The 17585-nt window shown below is 71.8% G+C and carries 13 protein-coding genes; 2 read left to right on the top strand and 11 right to left on the bottom strand.

Translation table 11 applies throughout. The features are described 5' to 3' along the window. Positions 1 to 79: 79 nt before the first annotated feature. The 4 genes from ACY0PA_RS16185 to proB form a co-directional block, all read right to left on the bottom strand. Complete coding sequence (locus tag ACY0PA_RS16185) at positions 80 to 667, bottom strand: SCO2584 family spore wall biosynthesis protein (RefSeq protein WP_473085287.1); 588 nt, start codon at positions 665 to 667, stop codon at positions 80 to 82. A 78-nt stretch (positions 668 to 745) separates the two neighbouring features. Next, positions 746 to 2029, bottom strand: coding sequence for a glutamate-5-semialdehyde dehydrogenase (locus ACY0PA_RS16190; RefSeq protein WP_473085288.1), 1284 nt, complete (start codon positions 2027 to 2029; stop codon positions 746 to 748). 62 nt (positions 2030 to 2091) lie between these two features. Further along, positions 2092 to 2553: a hypothetical protein gene (locus ACY0PA_RS16195; protein ID WP_454400413.1), complete on the bottom strand. Its 462-nt coding sequence runs from the start codon at positions 2551 to 2553 to the stop codon at positions 2092 to 2094. A 174-nt stretch (positions 2554 to 2727) separates the two neighbouring features. After that, a complete protein-coding gene (gene proB, locus ACY0PA_RS16200) occupies positions 2728 to 3834 on the bottom strand; it encodes a glutamate 5-kinase (RefSeq protein WP_473086335.1) in 1107 nt (368 codons plus the stop codon). Positions 3835 to 4202: 368 nt separating this feature from the next. Between proB and ACY0PA_RS16205 the strand changes: the two genes are divergently transcribed. After that, positions 4203 to 6290 carry a hypothetical protein gene (locus ACY0PA_RS16205; protein WP_473085289.1) on the top strand — a complete coding sequence of 696 codons (2088 nt, stop codon included), beginning with the start codon at positions 4203 to 4205 and terminating at the stop codon, positions 6288 to 6290. A 229-nt stretch (positions 6291 to 6519) separates the two neighbouring features. Here the strand turns inward: ACY0PA_RS16205 and obgE are convergent, their stop codons facing one another. The 7 genes from obgE to ACY0PA_RS16240 all read right to left on the bottom strand — a co-directional run bounded on the left by obgE (position 6520) and on the right by ACY0PA_RS16240 (position 16978). Then, positions 6520 to 7956 carry a GTPase ObgE gene (gene obgE / locus ACY0PA_RS16210; protein WP_473085290.1) on the bottom strand — a complete coding sequence of 479 codons (1437 nt, stop codon included), beginning with the start codon at positions 7954 to 7956 and terminating at the stop codon, positions 6520 to 6522. Between the two features lie 192 nt (positions 7957 to 8148). Further along, positions 8149 to 8403, bottom strand: a complete 255-nt coding sequence (rpmA, locus tag ACY0PA_RS16215; protein WP_100594223.1) for a 50S ribosomal protein L27 — start codon at positions 8401 to 8403, stop codon at positions 8149 to 8151. 14 nt (positions 8404 to 8417) lie between these two features. Continuing rightward, positions 8418 to 8738 carry a 50S ribosomal protein L21 gene (rplU, locus tag ACY0PA_RS16220; protein ID WP_116513007.1) on the bottom strand — a complete coding sequence of 107 codons (321 nt, stop codon included), beginning with the start codon at positions 8736 to 8738 and terminating at the stop codon, positions 8418 to 8420. 215 nt (positions 8739 to 8953) lie between these two features. Next, complete coding sequence (locus tag ACY0PA_RS16225; RefSeq protein ID WP_473085291.1) at positions 8954 to 10306, bottom strand: phospholipase D-like domain-containing protein; 1353 nt, start codon at positions 10304 to 10306, stop codon at positions 8954 to 8956. A 218-nt stretch (positions 10307 to 10524) separates the two neighbouring features. Further along, positions 10525 to 14412, bottom strand: a complete 3888-nt coding sequence (locus ACY0PA_RS16230) for an Rne/Rng family ribonuclease (RefSeq protein WP_473085292.1) — start codon at positions 14410 to 14412, stop codon at positions 10525 to 10527. Positions 14413 to 14649: 237 nt separating this feature from the next. After that, positions 14650 to 15456 (bottom strand): TIGR03936 family radical SAM-associated protein, encoded by an 807-nt coding sequence (locus tag ACY0PA_RS16235; protein ID WP_473085293.1) that lies wholly within the window; start codon positions 15454 to 15456, stop codon positions 14650 to 14652. 46 nt (positions 15457 to 15502) lie between these two features. Further along, the gene (locus ACY0PA_RS16240; RefSeq protein WP_473085294.1) at positions 15503 to 16978 is read right to left on the bottom strand and encodes a hypothetical protein; all 1476 of its coding nucleotides are present in this window, start codon (positions 16976 to 16978) and stop codon (positions 15503 to 15505) included. A gap of 345 nt (positions 16979 to 17323) precedes the next feature. Here ACY0PA_RS16240 and ACY0PA_RS16245 point away from each other — a divergent pair, with 345 nt between their 5' ends. After that, entirely contained in the window at positions 17324 to 17557 is a 234-nt protein-coding gene (locus tag ACY0PA_RS16245; protein WP_473085295.1) for a hypothetical protein, read from the top strand. The last annotated feature ends 28 nt before the right edge of the window (positions 17558 to 17585 follow it).

A 17585-nucleotide genomic window follows, 5' to 3' on the forward strand; every position in this document is an offset into this window, starting at 1 on the left:
GGGTCCGGTAAACGCCCTGGTACACGACAACTTCCGACAGGTTCTCAACCCTGTGCTCACGGGGTGTACCCGTCCGTGGTCAGGGGGTTCGCGGGGTCGCGGGGACCGGTGGCCGGGAGTAGTCGGCCGAGGCGCTGGGGGCGGTCGGGAAGCCCCTCTCCAGCTCGGTCGTCGCGGGCGGCGGGACCCGGTCCTGGCGGCCGCCCGACGAGGCGCCGCGGTAGACGGCGGTGAAGGCGAGCGCGACCATGCCGATGCCCATGACAAGGGCGAGCAGCCAGGCGACGGGGCGACGCCAGCGCACCTTCGAGGCGCCGGGGCGCGGGTAGCCGTCCTCGTCGACATCGGGGTCGTAGAGGTCGTCCACGTCCGGGCCGTGGGCGTAGCCGCCTCCCGGCTCGGGGCCGTACCCGTCGTCGTAGAGGTCGTCGTCGACCGCGGAGCCACGCGTGCGGGCCCTTCGTGCCTCGGCTTCCTGGGCCTCGGCGCGCGCCTGCGCCGCGGCGAGCAGCCGCTCGACCGCGGTGGGTTCATGGACCTCGGCGGCCTTCACGAAGTCCTCGTCGAAGACCACGGAGGCGAACTCTTCGTCCGCACCCCCGCGGTCGCGGTCGTCGTCGGGCTCCCAGCCGTCAGGGAACGGCGTGCCCCCCACGTCCTCCGGCACGCGTCCAGAGTAGACCTGGGGGGTCGTTTTGGGCAGTCGGTGCGGGAATTCCCCTTGTTCCCGTCCGCGTGCCCGCGGCTACCGGGTGTGGCCGTCGCCGGTGACGATGTACTTGGTGCTCGTGAGCTCCGGAAGGCCCATGGGGCCCCGGGCGTGGAGCTTCTGGGTGGAGATGCCGATCTCGGCGCCGAAGCCGAACTGGCCGCCGTCGGTGAAGCGCGTCGAGGCGTTCACGGCGACCGTGGTGGAGTCGACCAGTTGGGTGAAGCGGCGGGCCGCCTGCTGCGAGGTGGTGACGATGGCCTCGGTGTGGCCGGAGGACCAGAGGCGGATGTGCTCCACGGCGGCGTCCAGGGAGTGCACGACGGCGGCCGCGATGTCGTACGAGAGGTATTCGGTCTCCCAGTCCTCGGGGGTCGCCTCGACGACGGTGGCCTTGGAGCCCTCGGCGTACGCGAGGACGCGCTCGTCGGCGTGCACGGTGACGCCGGCCTCGGCGAGGGCCACGAGGGCGCGGGGCACGAAGGCGTCGGCGATGTCCTGGTGGACGAGCAGGGTCTCGGCGGAGTTGCAGACGCTGGGGCGCTGCGCCTTGGAGTTGATCAGGATGTCGACGGCCATGTCGAGGTCCGCGTGGGCGTCGACGTAGACGTGGCAGTTGCCGGTGCCGGTCTCGATGACGGGGACGATCGAGTTCTCGACGACGTTCTTGATGAGGGAGGCGCCGCCGCGCGGGATGAGGACGTCGACCAGGCCGCGCGCCCGCATCAGCTCGTTGACGGAGTCGCGGCTCTCCCCGGGCACCAGCTGGATGGCGTCGGCGGGCAGCCCGGAGCCGCCGACCGCGTCGCGCAGCACCCGCACGAGGGCGGTGTTGGACTCGTGCGCGGACGAACTTCCGCGCAGGAGAACGGCGTTGCCCGACTTGAGGCAGAGAGCGGCGGCGTCCACGGTCACGTTCGGGCGGGCCTCGTAGATGATGCCGACGACGCCGAGCGGGACGCGGACCTGGCGCAGGTCGATGCCGTTCGGGAGGGTGTTGCCGCGCACGACCGTGCCGACCGGGTCGGGCAGGGCGACGACGTCGCGCACGTCGGCGGCGATGGCGCGGACCCGCTCGGGCGTGAGCGTGAGGCGGTCGATGACCGACTCGCCGGTGCCGGCCTCGCGGGCGCGGGCGACGTCCTTGGCGTTCGCCTCGACGATCTCCGCCGTGCGCACCTCGAGGGCGTCGGCGATCGCGGCGAGAGCGTCGTCCTTCGCGGCCCGCGGCAGCGGGGCGATCACGCCGGCCGCGGACCGGGCACGGTAGGCGGCCTGGGTGACGGGGGTCATCGAGTCGTACGGCGAGAGCGAGGTCATATCGGCAGGGTAATGGGCGCGCGAGGGCTGTCCGGCGGCTGTCCCGAACCCTGAGATGTGACCTAAAACGGGTGTACACCGACCGGGGTGGCCGGCAGGGGCCCGTAGCCCTCGGCTATGCGCTGGTGGTACGTGTCGCGGTCGATGACCTCGAGGCCGACGATCTCCCACGGCGGGAGCTGGGAACTCTGGCGGTGCTCGCCCCACAGGCGCAGCGCCACGGCGGCCGCGTCGTGCAGGTCGCGGGCCTCTTCCCAGTAGCGGATCTCGGCGTGGTCGACGGCGTACCGGCTCGTCAGCAGAAAGGGATGGTCGTGCGCCAGTTGTTCGAGTCCCCGCCGCAGCTCGGCGAGGGGCGCGTCGGCGCCGGAGACACTGAGAGTGACATGCCAGAGACGGGGGCCTTCCTCCGTCACGGCGCTCTCCTCCTGCCCGCTGCCCTGGTACGACTCGCCGGCCGCGACGCTGGTCAGTGCCCGCTCCGCCGACCCTCGGGACGTCGCCCCCGGGCGCGCTCTTCTCACGACGGCCTCCTTTGCGCAATGGTCGTGCGGAACTTCCTGAAGCAAAGTTGAGCAGGCCAAGCGCCCTCGTGGGGCGGTTTTGGGGAAGGTCCCCCGCGGGAGGCCCGGCTTTCGGCCGTTTACACGGTTTACGCCCGGTGCGGACGCCGGATCTTCACGAGTGCGCCGGGGTGGTCAGGGGTGCAGCAGCACCAGATCGTCCCGGTGGACGACCTCACGCTCGTACGCGGGCCCGAGCTCGCGCGCCAGCTCGCGGGTGGAGCGGCCGATGAGCTGCGGGATCTCCTTGGCGTCGAAGTTCACCAGGCCGCGCGCGATCGCCCGCCCCGTGGCGTCGCGCAGCTCGACGGGGTCGCCCGCGCCGAACTCGCCCTCGACGGTCGCGATGCCCGCGGGAAGGAGCGACTTGCGGCCCTCGACGACGGCCTTCACCGCCCCGTCGTCGAGCGTGAGCGCGCCCTGCGGGGTGGAAGCGTGCTGGAGCCACAGGAGGCGGTCGGCGCTGCGCCGGCCCGTGCGGTGGAAGTACGTGCCGGTGTCGCGGGCGGCGAGCGCGTCGGCGGCGTGCACCGCGCTGGTGAGGACGACGGGGATGCCCGCGGCGGCGGCGATCCCGGCCGCCTCGACCTTGGTGACCATGCCGCCGGTGCCGACGCCCGCCTTGCCCGCGCTGCCGATCTTGACGTGCGCGATGTCGGCGGGGCCGCGGACCTCGGAGATCCGCGAGCTGCCGGGCTTGGCGGGGTCGCCGTCGTAGAGGCCGTCGACGTCCGAGAGGAGGACGAGGAGGTCGGCGTGGACGAGGTGGGCGACGAGGGCGGCGAGCCGGTCGTTGTCGCCGAAGCGGATCTCGTCCGTCGCCACGGTGTCGTTCTCGTTCACGACGGGCAGAGCGCCCATCGCGAGGAGCTGGTCGAGGGTGCGCGACGCGTTGCGGTGGTGGGCGCGGCGGGCCATGTCGTCGCTGGTGAGCAGGACCTGGCCGACGCGGACGCCGTAGCGCGCGAAGGAGGCGGTGTAGCGGGCCACCAGGAGGCCCTGGCCGACGCTGGCGGCCGCCTGCTGGCGGGCGAGGCCCTTGGGGCGGCGGCGCAGGCCGAGCGGCGCGAGCCCGGCGGCGATGGCGCCGGACGAGACGAGCACGATCTCCTTCTCGCCGCCGCTGCGGGACTTGGCGAGCACGTCGACGAGGGCGTCGACCCGGTCGGCGTCGAGACCGCCCTCGGCGGTGGTGAGCGAGGAGGATCCGACCTTGACCACGATCCTGCGGGCTTCCGCCACGCCCTGCCTCATGTCCTGCCCTGCCGCTGACACGTGCGTTCCCCATCAGTGCTGACCGGCCGTGGGCCTCGTCCCGGCCACGGCCCTGGTCCTGCAATCTACGTGAGCGGCACGGCGCGGCGCCTCCGGGTTCCGAGGGGCGGACGGCAGGCTCACGCCAGAGGAATTCCGCCGGAGGCCGCGGAAGGAATCGTTACCCAGAGCCCTTGGGGGCTTTGCCCCTTTATCCGGTGATTGCTGTCACCAAGGATTGCTAGCGAGGGCGCGAAAGTCATACGGTCAGTGGTCGGCCTTCGTCGATGAATGCCGCGCACCCCCGCACATCTTTCCCCCCGCCATCCGATCCCCCCTGCCAGGAGCCCCGCCCAGTGCCCTCCGCCGGCCTTGCCTCCCGCCGCGTCGTGCAGCTCTCAGCGCTCTTCGCGATGTTCGCGCTCTACACGGCCCAGCTCGTCAGCGCGCTGATCCCGTACGTCCCGGTGTTCGTCGCCGCGAGCGCCGCGGGTCTCGCGCTCGACACGTATCTCCAGTACAAGCAGCCCGGCCTGCTCTCCCTCCTCGGCAAGATCCGCTTCGATGTCACCGTCCGGCAGCTGCTGCGCGACATGCTGATCCTGGTCGGTCTCCTGCGCATCGACGGCATCGAGCCGCTGGCCGAGCAGTCCCCCCTCACCATCGCGCTGCTCGCCTTCTACGCCCTGCACTTCGTGTGCCAGGCCGTGGCCGTCCTGGTGCGCCGCACGCGCGCGCTGCCCATCGTGACGCGGAACATCGACGCGTCGGAGCTGCGGCTGTCCGCGGCCCCGCCGCGCATCCTGGCCCGCCGCCAGGGTCACCGCCTGCTCGGCTTCGCCGTCCCCGGCACCATCGGCCTGCTGACCACGGCGGCCACCACCGACGCGCTCTGGGGCCTCATCGGCCTCGGTGTCTCGATCGTGCTGCTCGGCGGCGGCACGGCCTATCTCGCGACCTGGCTGCTCCCGAAGAAGCGCGCCTTGAGCGAGCAGAAGGTCATGGACTGGCTCGACCGCTGGCTGGCCGACTACAAGCCGACCGTCGCGATGTACTTCTCGGGCGGCACGTCGTCCGCGTACCAGGCGAACATGTGGCTCTCCACGCTCTCCGAGGTCGACGGCAAGCCGCTGATCGTGCTGCGCGAGCGGTTCATGGTCCAGAAGATCGACGCGACCGACGTGCCGGTCATCTGCTTCCCTAAGGTCGCCACGATGTTCTCCCTGGAGAACTCGACGCTGAAGATGGTGCTGCACCCGGCGAACGCCGCGAAGACCTCCCAGGTCCTGCGCATCCCGACGATCAAGCACGCGTTCATCAACCACGGCGAGAGCGACAAGCTGTCCTCCTGCAACCCGTACGCGAAGGCGTACGACGAGGTGTGGGTGGCCGGGCCCGCGGCCCGCGAGCGCTACCAGCTCGCCGACATCGGCGTCGAGGACAAGGACGTCGTGGAGGTGGGCCGCCCGCAGCTGTCGCCCATCAAGCGCTCCACCGGCGCGCCGCAGGGCACGTACACGACGGTCCTCTACGCCCCCACGTGGGAGGGCTGGGACGGCAACCCGGGCAATACGTCGGTGGTTCTCGCCGGCGAGAACATCGTCAAGCACCTGCTCGCCGACGACTCCGTGCGCCTCCTCTACAAGCCGCACCCGATGACCGGCTCGGTCGACCCGCGCGCGGGCGCCGCGAACGAGCGCATCAAGGCGATGGTCCGCGAGGCGGCCGCGAAGCGCTCCGGCGCGCGGCCCGGCCCCGAGGCCGCCGCCGAGCTGGTCCGCCGCGCGGCGGAGCTGGACGAGCTGACGTCGACCGCGTTCCGCTCCAGCGCGGACGAGATGGAGCGCATGCTGCTCCAGGGCACGCCCGACGGGGGCCGGCAGGCCGCCGTCGCCGAGGCGACCGCCGCGTGGGAGGCCGCGTACTGGGCGTCCTTCCCGGAGTGGGAGCACCTGGTCATCACGGACGCCCGCCCGGCGATCTTCACCTGCTTCAATCAGGCCGACGTCCTCATCAGCGACGTCTCCTCGGTCGTCTCGGACTGGCTGACGAGCGAGAAGCCGTACGCCGTCGCGAACACCTCCGGCATGACCGAGGGCGATTTCCGTGCCGGATTCCCGACGGTCAGCGCGGCGACGATCCTGACGCCCGCGGCAACGGAGGTACCCGCCCTTCTCGCGGCCGTACGCGCCCCGGAGACGGATTCCCACGCGGAGGCCCGCGCGGAGCTCAAGGAGCACCTTCTGGGCCCCTCGGACCCGCCGTCCCTGGACCGCTTCAACGACGCGGTGCGCGCGCTGTGCGCCCGGGCCGACGAGCGACGCGTGCGCATGGAGTCCCGCCTCGCGGCGGAGATCCCCGGCCAGCGCGACACGGACTCGGCCGACGAGTTCGCCGAGACCCTGGAATCGGAGCCGGAGCCGGGCGACACGGTCACTGCGTAGTGCTCCGCGCGCAGGCTGAGCATGGGGAAGGCCCCCGGGAGATTCTCCCGGGGGCCTTCCCCATGCTCAGCTGTTCAGAACGAGGCGCTGGGCGGCGGGGCGGGCTCCTCCGTGCGGTGCGCTGAACCTCCCAGCGGCAGCCCTCGCACCGCTCGGCCGCAAGCGGCCTCCCGGGCTTCGGGACAGCCGCGCCGGACTCCGCCCGTCGGCCCGAACACCACCCGACGACCTAGAACGGCTTGAACTCGTCGTACTCCTGCTCCGCGTCATCCCGCTCCGCCTGCTTGTCGCGGCGGCGCTGGGCGGCCGGGCGGGGCTCCTCCATGCGGTGGTCCTCGCCTCGGCGGCCGAGCATCTCGGCGCCTGCCATGACCGTGGGCTCCCAGTCGAAGACGACCGCGTTGTCCTCGGGGCCGATGGCCACGCCGTCGCCCGCGACGGCGCCGGCCTTCATCAGGGAGTCCTCGACGCCGAGGCGGTTGAGGCGGTCGGCGAGGTAGCCGACGGCCTCGTCGTTGTTGAAGTCGGTCTGGCGCACCCAGCGCTCCGGCTTCTCGCCGCGCACGCGGTAGAGGCCGTCCTCCTCCTGCACGACCGTGAAGCCCGAGTCGTCGACCGCCTTCGGACGGATGACGATGCGGGTCGCCTCCTCCTTGGGCTTGGCGGCGCGCGCCGCGGCGACCATCTCGGCGAGTGCGAAGGACAGCTCCTTGAGGCCCTTGTGGGCCACGGCCGACACCTCGAAGACGCGGTAGCCGCGGGCCTCCAGGTCGGGGCGGACCAGGTCCGCGAGGTCCTGGCCGTCCGGTACGTCGACCTTGTTGAGGACGACGACGCGCGGACGGTTGTCGAGGCCGCCGTACTGCTTGAGCTCCTCCTCGATGATGTCCAGGTCGGAGACCGGGTCACGGTCCGATTCGAGGGTGGCCGTGTCGAGTACGTGGACCAGGACCGAGCAGCGCTCGACATGGCGCAGGAACTCCAGGCCGAGGCCCTTGCCCTGGCTGGCGCCCGGGATGAGGCCCGGCACGTCGGCGATGGTGTAGACGGTCGAGCCGGCCGTCACCACGCCGAGGTTCGGGACGAGCGTCGTGAACGGGTAGTCGGCGATCTTCGGCTTCGCGGCCGACAGGACCGAGATGAGGGACGACTTTCCGGCGCTCGGGTAGCCGACGAGCGCGATGTCCGCGACCGTCTTGAGCTCGAGGACGATGTCCTGGAGGTCGCCGGCCACACCGAGGAGCGCGAAGCCGGGCGCCTTGCGGCGGGCCGAGGCCAGCGCCGCGTTGCCGAGGCCCCCGCGGCCGCCCTGGGCGGCGACGTACGTCGTGCCCTGGCCGACGAGGTCGGCCAGCACGTTGCCCGCCTTGTCGAGGATGACGGTGCCGTCCGGCACGGGCAGGACGAGGTCCTGGCCGTCCTTGCCGGAGCGGTTGCCGCCCTCGCCGGGCTTGCCGTTCGTGGCCTTGCGGTGGGGCGAGTGGTGGTAGTCGAGAAGCGTCGTCACCGCCTGGTCGACGACCAGGATGACATCGCCGCCACGGCCGCCGTTGCCGCCGTCCGGGCCGCCGAGCGGCTTGAACTTCTCACGGTGAACGGAGGCACAGCCGTGGCCTCCGCTACCCGCGGCGACATGCAGTTCGACGCGGTCCACGAAGGTGGTCATGGTTCGGTGCCTCCTGGGGGTTCCCCCGGCGAGAGGCCGGAGGAGTACGAAATGTCTTTGCTCTGCGTTTATGGGAAACACGCGAAGGGCGGACCTGCTTCCCGATCCGGAAGCCGAAGCTTCTGGCCGGGCAAGCAAGGTCCGCCCTCGCGAAAACGCTCTACGGAGCCTGAGTCCTAGGAACTAGGGGTTTCAGGCGACCGGAACGATGTTCACGACCTTGCGGCCGCGGTGCGTACCGAACTCCACCGCACCGGCGTTCAGCGCGAACAGGGTGTCGTCGCCACCGCGACCGACGCCCGTGCCGGGGTGGAAGTGGGTGCCGCGCTGGCGGACCAGGATCTCACCGGCGTTGACGGTCTGACCGCCGAAGCGCTTCACGCCGAGCCGCTGAGCATTGGAATCGCGCCCGTTCCGAGTGGACGATGCGCCCTTCTTGTGTGCCATCTTGTCTCAGTCCCTTACTTCGCAGCCGCGGGGATGCCCGTGATCTTGATCGCCGTGTACTGCTGACGGTGACCCTGACGACGGCGGTAGCCGGTCTTGTTCTTGTACCGAAGGATGTCGATCTTGGCACCCTTGTGGTGGTCCACGACCTCGGCCTGCACCTTGATGCCGGCCAGCACCCACGGGTCGCTGGTCACAGCGTCGCCGTCGACAACGAGCAGCGTAGAGAGCTCTACGGTGTCGCCAACCTTGGCAGTGGAAATCTTGTCAACCTCAACGATGTCGTCGACAGCAACCTTGTGCTGGCGACCACCGCTGCGCACGATGGCGTACACGCGGATCTCTCTTTCGCTCGGAACGAAACCCCTGAAGCCAGCCGCTCACACGTGCCCGAGGGCCCATGATGTTCCGGATTGGACGAGCGGCCTCCCCCGGCGGACCGGGAGGTGAGGTGCTCAGGGGTGCGGCGCTCAACAGACGCCGACGGTCAAGGTTACGGGTCACCCGCCGAAAGGGTCAAACCAGCCCCCTTCCGCCGGGCGCGCGCGGGCTACGCGGGCGGCTTCTCACCGTCCTGCGGCAGCGGCTTCACGCCCTTGCACAGGTCCGTGGCGTCGGCCGTGCCGGGCCAGGCGACGTTCCACACGCGGTTGAAGTGGTCGCGGTAGGCGTCGTGCACGGAGTCGTCGTCGACCTTGACGATCGCCTCGTCGTTCTCGCGCAGCGCGGGGCCCGTGTAGTTCTGCGACCCGGTGAAGGTGATCTTGTTCCGCTTGCCGTCGTACATGCCGTCCACCAGCAGGTACTTCGAGTGGATGATGTACGGCGTCGTGAGCTTCGTGCCGGGGTTCAGCGGGTCCCGGTCGTCGTTGAGGCAGCGCAGCGAGGGCCCGCCGGTGGTGTGCAGCCCCTCCCAGGTTCCCTTGGTGCCGCCCAGGCTCTTGGCGCTGTCGGTCTCCGCGTACATGAGGCTGACGGAGCAGCCCTGCTTCTTCAGCGAGACCAGCTTGTCGGCGATCTGCTTGCGGGTGACCTTGAAGATCGCGGCCCGGATGACGGTCTGCTTCGCCGCGCCGGTCACCGGGTCCTTGTAGGAGCAGGCGACGTTGTTGAGGACCGAGTACATCGTGTCGGACTCGTTGACCGTGCCGGCCCGCGGGAAGAAATACGCCTTGTACAGGCCGTTGCTGACCGTGCGGTAGTCCCACGTCGACCAGCTCTTGCCGGTCATGTCCGTGAAGTAGTCCGAGTACGCCTCGTACGTGACGCCGTTGTTCGGCAGCAGCAGCGCGTCGTTGTAGAACTTCGTGTGCGCCGACGGCGTCGAGTTGGACGTGGTCTGCACGACGACGTTCGTGGCGCCCTCGACCGCGGAGAACAGCCAGAACTTGTTGTGCATGATCGACTGGCCGTACTTGGGGTCGCCCAGGCAGGACTTGTGCGCCGGGCAGAGCGTCACGAAGGACGAGCTCGTCCGGCTGGTGCCCAGGGCGGCCTTCAGTGAGGCGTACGACGTGTTGGTGGGGCGGTCGCTGACGCTGGACTCGTCGAGCAGTATCTGCACGTTCACGCCGCGGTTCTTGGCCGCGACGAGCGCGTCGACGACCGACTGCTCCCACACGTGGTAGACCGCGACCTTGATCACCGAACCGGGCAGCGCCGCGTTCGTCAGCTGGATCAGCCTGGTGCGGATCGCGTACTGCTGGTCCGTCGTGCCGTGCGGGTCGTTGAAGATCGGCCCCTCGGTCCACGTCGGGGTGTCCGCCGCGGCGGTTCCCGTGGACGCGGTGGCCTGGATCCCGGCCGCCGAGAGGACCGTGGCGAGCGCCACGGCCTGTCTGGCGCCCTTGACCGGCTTCACGGCACGGTGACGGCCCGTGCCTCTCAGGCGCGCGTGCGCCATTGGTACCCCTCCCCTGTTCCACGGGCCGCGTGTTCTCCCCAACGCGCGGTCACGTGATCATTCTTGTTCAGTCGTACGACTCCATGAGTTTTACAGGTAGTTGGCCGGCCTCCAAGAGGCAGGGGGCGGCTCAGTGGTGTGACGTGACCCGTGACACGCCGACGCCCCCGTGCCGCATGTGCGGAACGGGGGCGTCGGATCCGGATCTACCGCGTCGCTCAGGCCTCGTCGGCCGCGGCGGAGACGGACGGCTGAGCCTGCTGCTCGGCCGCCACGGTCTTCTTCGCGGTCGCCTTCTTGGCGGCGGTCTTGGTCGCCGCCTTCTTGGCCGTCGTCTTCTTCGCGGCCGTCTTCTTGGCCGCGGTCTTCTTGGTGGCGGCCTTCTTCGCCGTCGCCTTCTTGGCCGTCTTACGGGCCGCCTTCTTGGCGGCGGGCGCCTCCTCGGCGGCCTCGGACTCGGCCTGCACCGGCTCGGCCTGCACCGGCTCGGCCTCCGCCTCCGTGGCCGACGGGACGACCATGACGGCCGCCTCCTCGGACGCGGTCGGCGCGGTGGCCTTGCGGACGGCGCGGCGACGCGGGCGGGCCGGAGCCGCGCTCTCGACGGGCGCCTCGGCCTCAGCGGCCTTGGGCTCGGCCTTCTCCTCGGCCACGACGGGCTCCGGCTCGGGCTTGGCGGGCGCCGTGACGGTCACCTCGGCCTCGGCGGCGGCGTTCGGCGAACCGGCCGGGGCCGTCGCCTTACGGGTCGCCCGACGGCGCGTACGGCCCTTGGGAGCGGCTTCCACGACCGGGGCGGGCTCCGCCACGACCGGCTCGGCCACGACGGGCTCGGCCTCGACCTGCGGGGCCTCCACCTTGGGAGCCTCCGCCTTGGCGGTCTCCTTCGGGGCGGCCTCGCCCTTGGGCGCGCCGGCCGGAGCCGACGCCCTGCGGGTCGCACGACGGCGCGAACGGCCACCACGGGCCGCGGCCTCCGCCTCGGCGGGGCTGCTGTACAGCTCCTCGTCGGGCACGAACTCGGGCTCGGCCAGGGCGAGGGGCGCCGCGACCTCGGCGGCGACCTCTTCCTCGGTCTCCACCTCCGTCTCGAGCGCCGCCTGCTCGTGGTCGTGCTCGTGCGTGGGCTCCGCGCCGTTGCCGCCACGCCCGCGCTTCTTGCGCTTGCCGCCGCCACCGGCGGAGGTGGGCTGCTCCATGTGGACGATGACGCCACGGCCGTTGCAGTGGACGCAGGTCTCGGAGAAGGACTCCAGGAGGCCCTGGCCCACGCGCTTACGGGTCATCTGGACGAGGCCCAGCGAGGTGACCTCGGCCACCTGGTGCTTGGTCCGGTCACGGCCCAGGCACTCGAGGAGCCGGCGCAGGACCAGGTCCCGGTTGGACTCCAGGACCATGTCGATGAAGTCGATGACGACGATGCCGCCGAGGTCGCGCAGGCGCAACTGGCGCACGATCTCCTCGGCCGCTTCGAGGTTGTTCCTCGTCACGGTCTCTTCGAGGTTGCCGCCCTGGCCGGTGAACTTGCCGGTGTTGACGTCGACGACGATCATCGCCTCGGTCTTGTCGATCACCAGCGAGCCGCCGCTGGGCAGCCAGACCTTGCGGTCGAGCGCCTTGGCGAGCTGCTCGTCGATCCGGTACGTCGCGAAGACGTCGACCTCGGAGGTCCACTTCGAGAGGCGGTCGGACAGGTCGGGCGCCACGTGGTTGACGTAGCCGTGGATGGTCTCCCACCCCTCGTCACCGCTGACGATGACCTTGGAGAAGTCCTCGTTGAAGATGTCGCGCACAACGCGGACGGTCATGTCCGGCTCGCCGTACAGCAGGCTCGGCGAGCTCGTCGAGATCTGCTTCGACTTCTTCTGGATCTCCTCCCACTGGGCCTGCAGACGCTCGACGTCGCGGCTCAGCTCCTCCTCGCTCGCGCCCTCGGCGGCGGTGCGCACGATGACGCCCGCGTCCTCGGGGACGATCTTCTTGAGGATGGTCTTCAGACGCGCGCGCTCGGTGTCGGGCAGCTTGCGGCTGATGCCGGTCATCGACCCCTCGGGGACGTAGACCAGGTAGCGGCCGGGCAGCGAGACCTGGCTGGTCAGGCGGGCGCCCTTGTGGCCGATCGGGTCCTTCGTGACCTGCACGAGGACGGACTGGCCGGACTTGAGGGCGGTCTCGATGCGGCGCGGCCCGTTGGCCATGCCGAGCGCCTCGAAGTTGACCTCACCGGCGTACAGCACCGCGTTACGGCCCTTGCCGATGTCGATGAAGGCGGCCTCCATGGACGGCAGCACGTTCTGGACCTTGCCCAGATACACGTTGCCGACGTACGAGGTCGACTGCTCCTTGTTCACGTAGTGCTCGACGAGGATGTCGTCCTCGAGCACGCCGATCTGGGTGCGCTCGCCGTGCTGGCGGACGACCATCACACGCTCGACGGCCTCGCGGCGGGCCAGGAACTCGGCCTCGGTGATGATCGGCACACGACGGCGGCCCTGCTCGCGGCCCTCGCGGCGGCGCTGCTTCTTCGCCTCGAGACGCGTCGAGCCCTTGATGGACTGCACCTCGTCGGCGCCGGTGCCGCGCTCCTCCTGCTTGCGGGGCTCGCGGACCTTCACGACCGTGCGCTCGGGGTCGCTGTCGCCCGCTTCGCTGTCGGTGGAGGAGTCACCCGCGCGACGGCGACGGCGACGGCGGCGACGGCTGCTGCTGGAGCCTGACGGGCCGGACTCCTCGCGCTCGTCGGCCTCGTCGGCCTCCTCGCCCTCGTCGGCGTGCTCGGCGCCCTCGTCGGTGTGCTCGGCCTCTTCGTCGGTGTGCTCGTCGGACTCGGCGTCCGCGGAGTCACCACGACGGCGACGGCGGCCACCGCGGCGCCGACGGCGCGTGGGGCGGTCGCCCTGCTCGTCGTGGTCCTCGTGGTCCTGGTCACCCTCGTCGGCGCCCTCGGCGTCCTCGGCCTCGGCGGGCTCCTCGACGGCGGCGGGCCGCTGCGGCTCGGCGGCCTGGGCGGCGGGCTGCTCCTCGGCGGCGCGGCCACGGCGACGGCGACGGCGCGGCGTCTCCTCCGCGACCACGTCGGCCACGGTCACGGCCTCGACGGGAGCCTCGGCCTCGACCGGCTCCTCCTCCACCACGGCCTCGGCTGCCGCCGCGGCGGCAGCGCGCTCCGGGGTCTGGAACATCGGCTCGGCGAAGACCGGCGCCTGGAAGACGGCGACGGACGGCCGCGCGGGACGGCGCGAACCCTTCGTGCCCTTGGTCTCGTCGGCGGCGGGCTCGGCGGCGGCGCGCGTGGCGGCCTTCCTGGCGGCGCGCTGCGCGGGCTCGGAGAAACCGACCGCGGCCTTGCGGGTGGCGCGGCGACGGGGGCGGCGCCCGCCTTCGGCGTCCTCCTCGGCTGCGGCGGGGACCTCCGTCTTGGGAGCCTCGGCCTTGACGGGGGTCTCCGCCTCGGGAGTCTCAGCCGCGGCGGGCTCGGCGGCAGCCGCGGGCTCGGCCTGCTCGGGCGCCCCGGCGGGGGCGGTGGAGCGGCGCGTGGCGCGGCGACGGCTGCGCCCGGCGGGCGCGGCCTCCGGCTCGGCGGGGGTCTCTTCCGCGGCCACGGCGGGCGCGGCGGCGGGCTCGGTCACGGCGGGAGCCTCGGCCTGCTCGGGGGTACCGGCGGGGGCGGAGACGCGGCGCGTGGCGCGGCGACGGGTGCGCCCGGCGGGCGCGGCCTCCGGCTCTGGGGCGGTCTCTTCTGCGGCGACGGCGGGCGCGGCGGCGGCAGCGGGCTCGGCCTCGGCGCTCTCGGCTGCGTCGGAAGTCTTGGGTGCGCCGGCAGGCGCGGAGGCGCGGCGGGTGGCGCGCCGGCGCGGGCGCCCGGCGGGTGCGGCGTCCTGCGCGGGGGCCTCGGCGGCCGCGCTTGCCTCGGTCTCTTCGGCCTCGTCGGCGACGGGGTCGGCGGCCGTCACGGCCTGGGTGGTGTCGGCGGCGGCACCCGTGGGCGGGCCCGCGGGGCGCGAGGCCGCACGGCGCCGGCGGCGCGGCGGCAGGGTGTCGCTGGGGCTGTTGTTGTCGGTTACCCCGGACGACGACGTCTCAGTGGGTTCGGTCGGCTCAAGCATGCGGGTGGATCTCCCGTCAGGCTCCCGGGCGCCGCGCCTGGTCCGGTGACGTCCGCGGCTCGCGCGTTCATGCGCGGTGCCGCCGTCCGGGGCGCGGGCGCCGCACGGGAGCTCTCTGTCTGTTCTCGCCGGTTCCGTACGCCATGTGTGCGTACGGCCTGGCGAAAGTCCTTGGGTTCGTGCGCTGCCCGACCCAGGTGGCTCCCGAGTACGAGGGCGGCGCTTCGACGACCGTCCTTACGCGGAACCTGGCACCGGCGCCGTCGCGGCGGCAGCTGCGGTGCTCCCCCCGCTTGCGGGAGGTGCGGCCTCGACTGCCTCGCGGTCGGGCGCGAGCGGGTCGGTCACCGTGCCGGTCTCTTCATCGAAAAGCCCCTGCGCCAGCCTGGTCACCGCTGCGGGGACCGGCGGCGCCAGGTCGGCCACAGCTCGGAGACCGGACAGGACGTCGTCGGGTCGAACGGCAGGCGTCACGTGCCGAACAACCAGGCGCAGTATCGCACAGGCCTTGTCGGTCGGCCTATCAGCCCGGTCCTCGTGCGCCTGCGGGGCCTCGGCGGCCTCGAGGCTCACGACGGCGGCGCGGGCGTCGAACGTCCGCATCCCGTTCTTGGTCCTTCGCTGGACCTCGACGGCCTCCGCCGCGACGAACGCGTCCGCGGCGGCCTTGGCCTCAGCGGCCTCGACGCCGTCGAGCCGCAGTTCCCAGACGGATGCGGTGAGCCGGTCGGCGAGGCCCGAGGTGCGGGACTCGACGGCCTCGATGATGTCGAGCCCGGTGGGGAGCGACTCGTCGAGAAGCTCGCGCAGCTTTTCCGGATCGCGCGCTTCGGTGAGCGCGATCTCCAGATACTCGGCTTCGCTGCCCGTGCCGGTGGGTGCGGCATTGGCGTACGACACCTTCGGGTGCGGCGTGAACCCCGCCGAGTACGCCATGGGCACCTCGGCGCGGCGCAGCGCACGCTCGAAGGCGCGCTGGAAGTCACGGTGGCTGGTGAACCGGAGGCGGCCGCGCTTGGTGTAGCGCAGTCGGATGCGCTGCACCGCGGGTGCGGGCGGCGGGCCTTCGGGCTGTCGCTTGCCCAGTGTTCTAGTCCTTCGTGAGTGCGGTCGTACTGCTACCAAGAGTACGTGCCTGAGGCGCGTCAGGTTCCCGCCGGTCCTTGACCAGCGCTTGAGGCTCCGCCCGTTTCGCTCCGAAGAGCGCCCTGCGGACGTCGGCCCTGGCCTGGCGCACGCTCTCCCGCGCCGCCGCGAGGGCCTGGCGCGCGGCGGCTCCCGCGTCCTTGACCGCCCGGGCCGCGGGCCGCCATACGGAGTCCCGTACGAGGTGTCCCAGCGGGGTGCACACCGTGCGGTACGCCCAGCGCACCGGGTCGAGGAAGATCCACCGCAGGAGCCGGCCGAGGAGCCGCCCGACGGCCCGGGAGACGTGTCCGGCCACACGCCACGCGTGCCCGAGCGCGTCACCGGTCTCCCGTACGAGGACGACGACGGCGCGCCCGACGGGCACGAGAACCCAGCGCCAGAGAGCGACGGCGGGCACGACGAAGATCCACCGTACGAGGGTGACGACGACGGACCAGACCCCGCGCCCGAACCATGCGACGCCGGCCCACACCCCGCGCCCGAGCCACGCGAGCCCGGACCACACGCCCCGGCCGAGCCACGTCAGTCCCGCGCCGAGCGCGCGGCCGGCGAAGGCGAGATGGGCCCCAACCAGCTTGAAAAGAAAGACAGTTGCGCGTCCGGCGGGTGCGAGTACGCGGGTGTGGAACCAGACCCAGGGCCAGACGAAGAGGGCCTTGGAGAGCCAGCGCACGGCGGCCGCCGTCCCGCGCCCGAGTGGGGTCAGGGCGTGTGCGGAGAACCACACCGCGGGGACGACGACGAGGGCGCGCAGCAGGGCGGCGAGGCCCGCTCCCAGGACGCGGACAGCCGCGGCGAGGCCCCGCCCCAGCCAGGCGATCCCCCGCCCGGCCGGTGTCATCACCCGGAGGTACCACCAGGCGACCGAGGCGACGACGCCCTTCCACCACACCCACAGCGCGACGGCCCGCACCCCGCGGCCGACCGGCGCGAGGGCATAGCGCCACAGCGCGACCCACGGCCACACGAAGACCGCCTTGCCGGTCCATGTCAGCGCGACGGCGACCGCCCGGCCGACCGGAGCCAGCACGTATTTCCACAGCGCCACCCACGGCCACACGAACAGCGCCTCGCCGAGCCACGTCAGCGCGGCGCCCACACCCCGTGCCGCCGGGGCGAGTACGCGTCGCCACAGCCACACCCACGGGATCACGAACAACCCGCGGGCCAGTGGGGCGAGGCCGCGACGCCAGACGACACGACCGCCGGCGGCGACCGCGTCCCAAGCCAGGCGGATCGGTACGACGAGGACCAGGACGACGATGCGCAGCGGGATGCGGATCGCGGCCACGAGGCAGCCCTCGGGCGGGCGTTCAGCCGTCGGGCGTTCGGCGGTCGCGTGCTCGGCGGGCGTCGGGTGCTTCTCCCAGTCCATGCCTACACAGACGCCGGAGCGCGGCATACGGATCCGCGTCATGGGAACTTCACGCACACCTCTGGCCGCGGCCACTTCTGTCTCGTATTCATCATGGGTCTGGGCCAAACATGCGGGTGTTCATCGAGTCCCCGGACCCGAAGGCGGCGGCGCCCCGCTGGTACGCGAAGACGTCCGGGTTGTCGGCGAGCGCGGACAGCAGACGCACCGTCAGACCCTCGCCAGTGCGGCGGCGCGTACGACTGGGACGACACGGGATCGCCGTCGGCAAAGGGCACGTTCGACTCGACGCTGGTCTCCCCCGCGGTCCCGGTCCCGTCCGGCACGTCGAAGCTGTACGTCGCCTTCGACTCGCACTACCGCCAGGAGGCCCCGCAGAAGGCGGCGGTGACGGCGGTCTTCGACACGGGCGAGGAGACGCGCATCCTCTACTACAGCGCCGACGCGACGGGCAACGACAACGCGGGCCACGACGCCGAGAACACCTTCGCGGCAAAGGAGTTGACGGTCCCGGCGAACGCGAAGAGCGTCACGCTCCAGTTCCGCATGTACGACGCGGCCAACAACTGGTACTGGGCGGTCGACCACGTCCGTGTGGACAGCAAGCCGATCACGGCGTGACATGAGTGAGGGGCCGGGACACCGCCAT

This window comes from Streptomyces sp. DS1-CR2 (assembly GCF_055760475.1).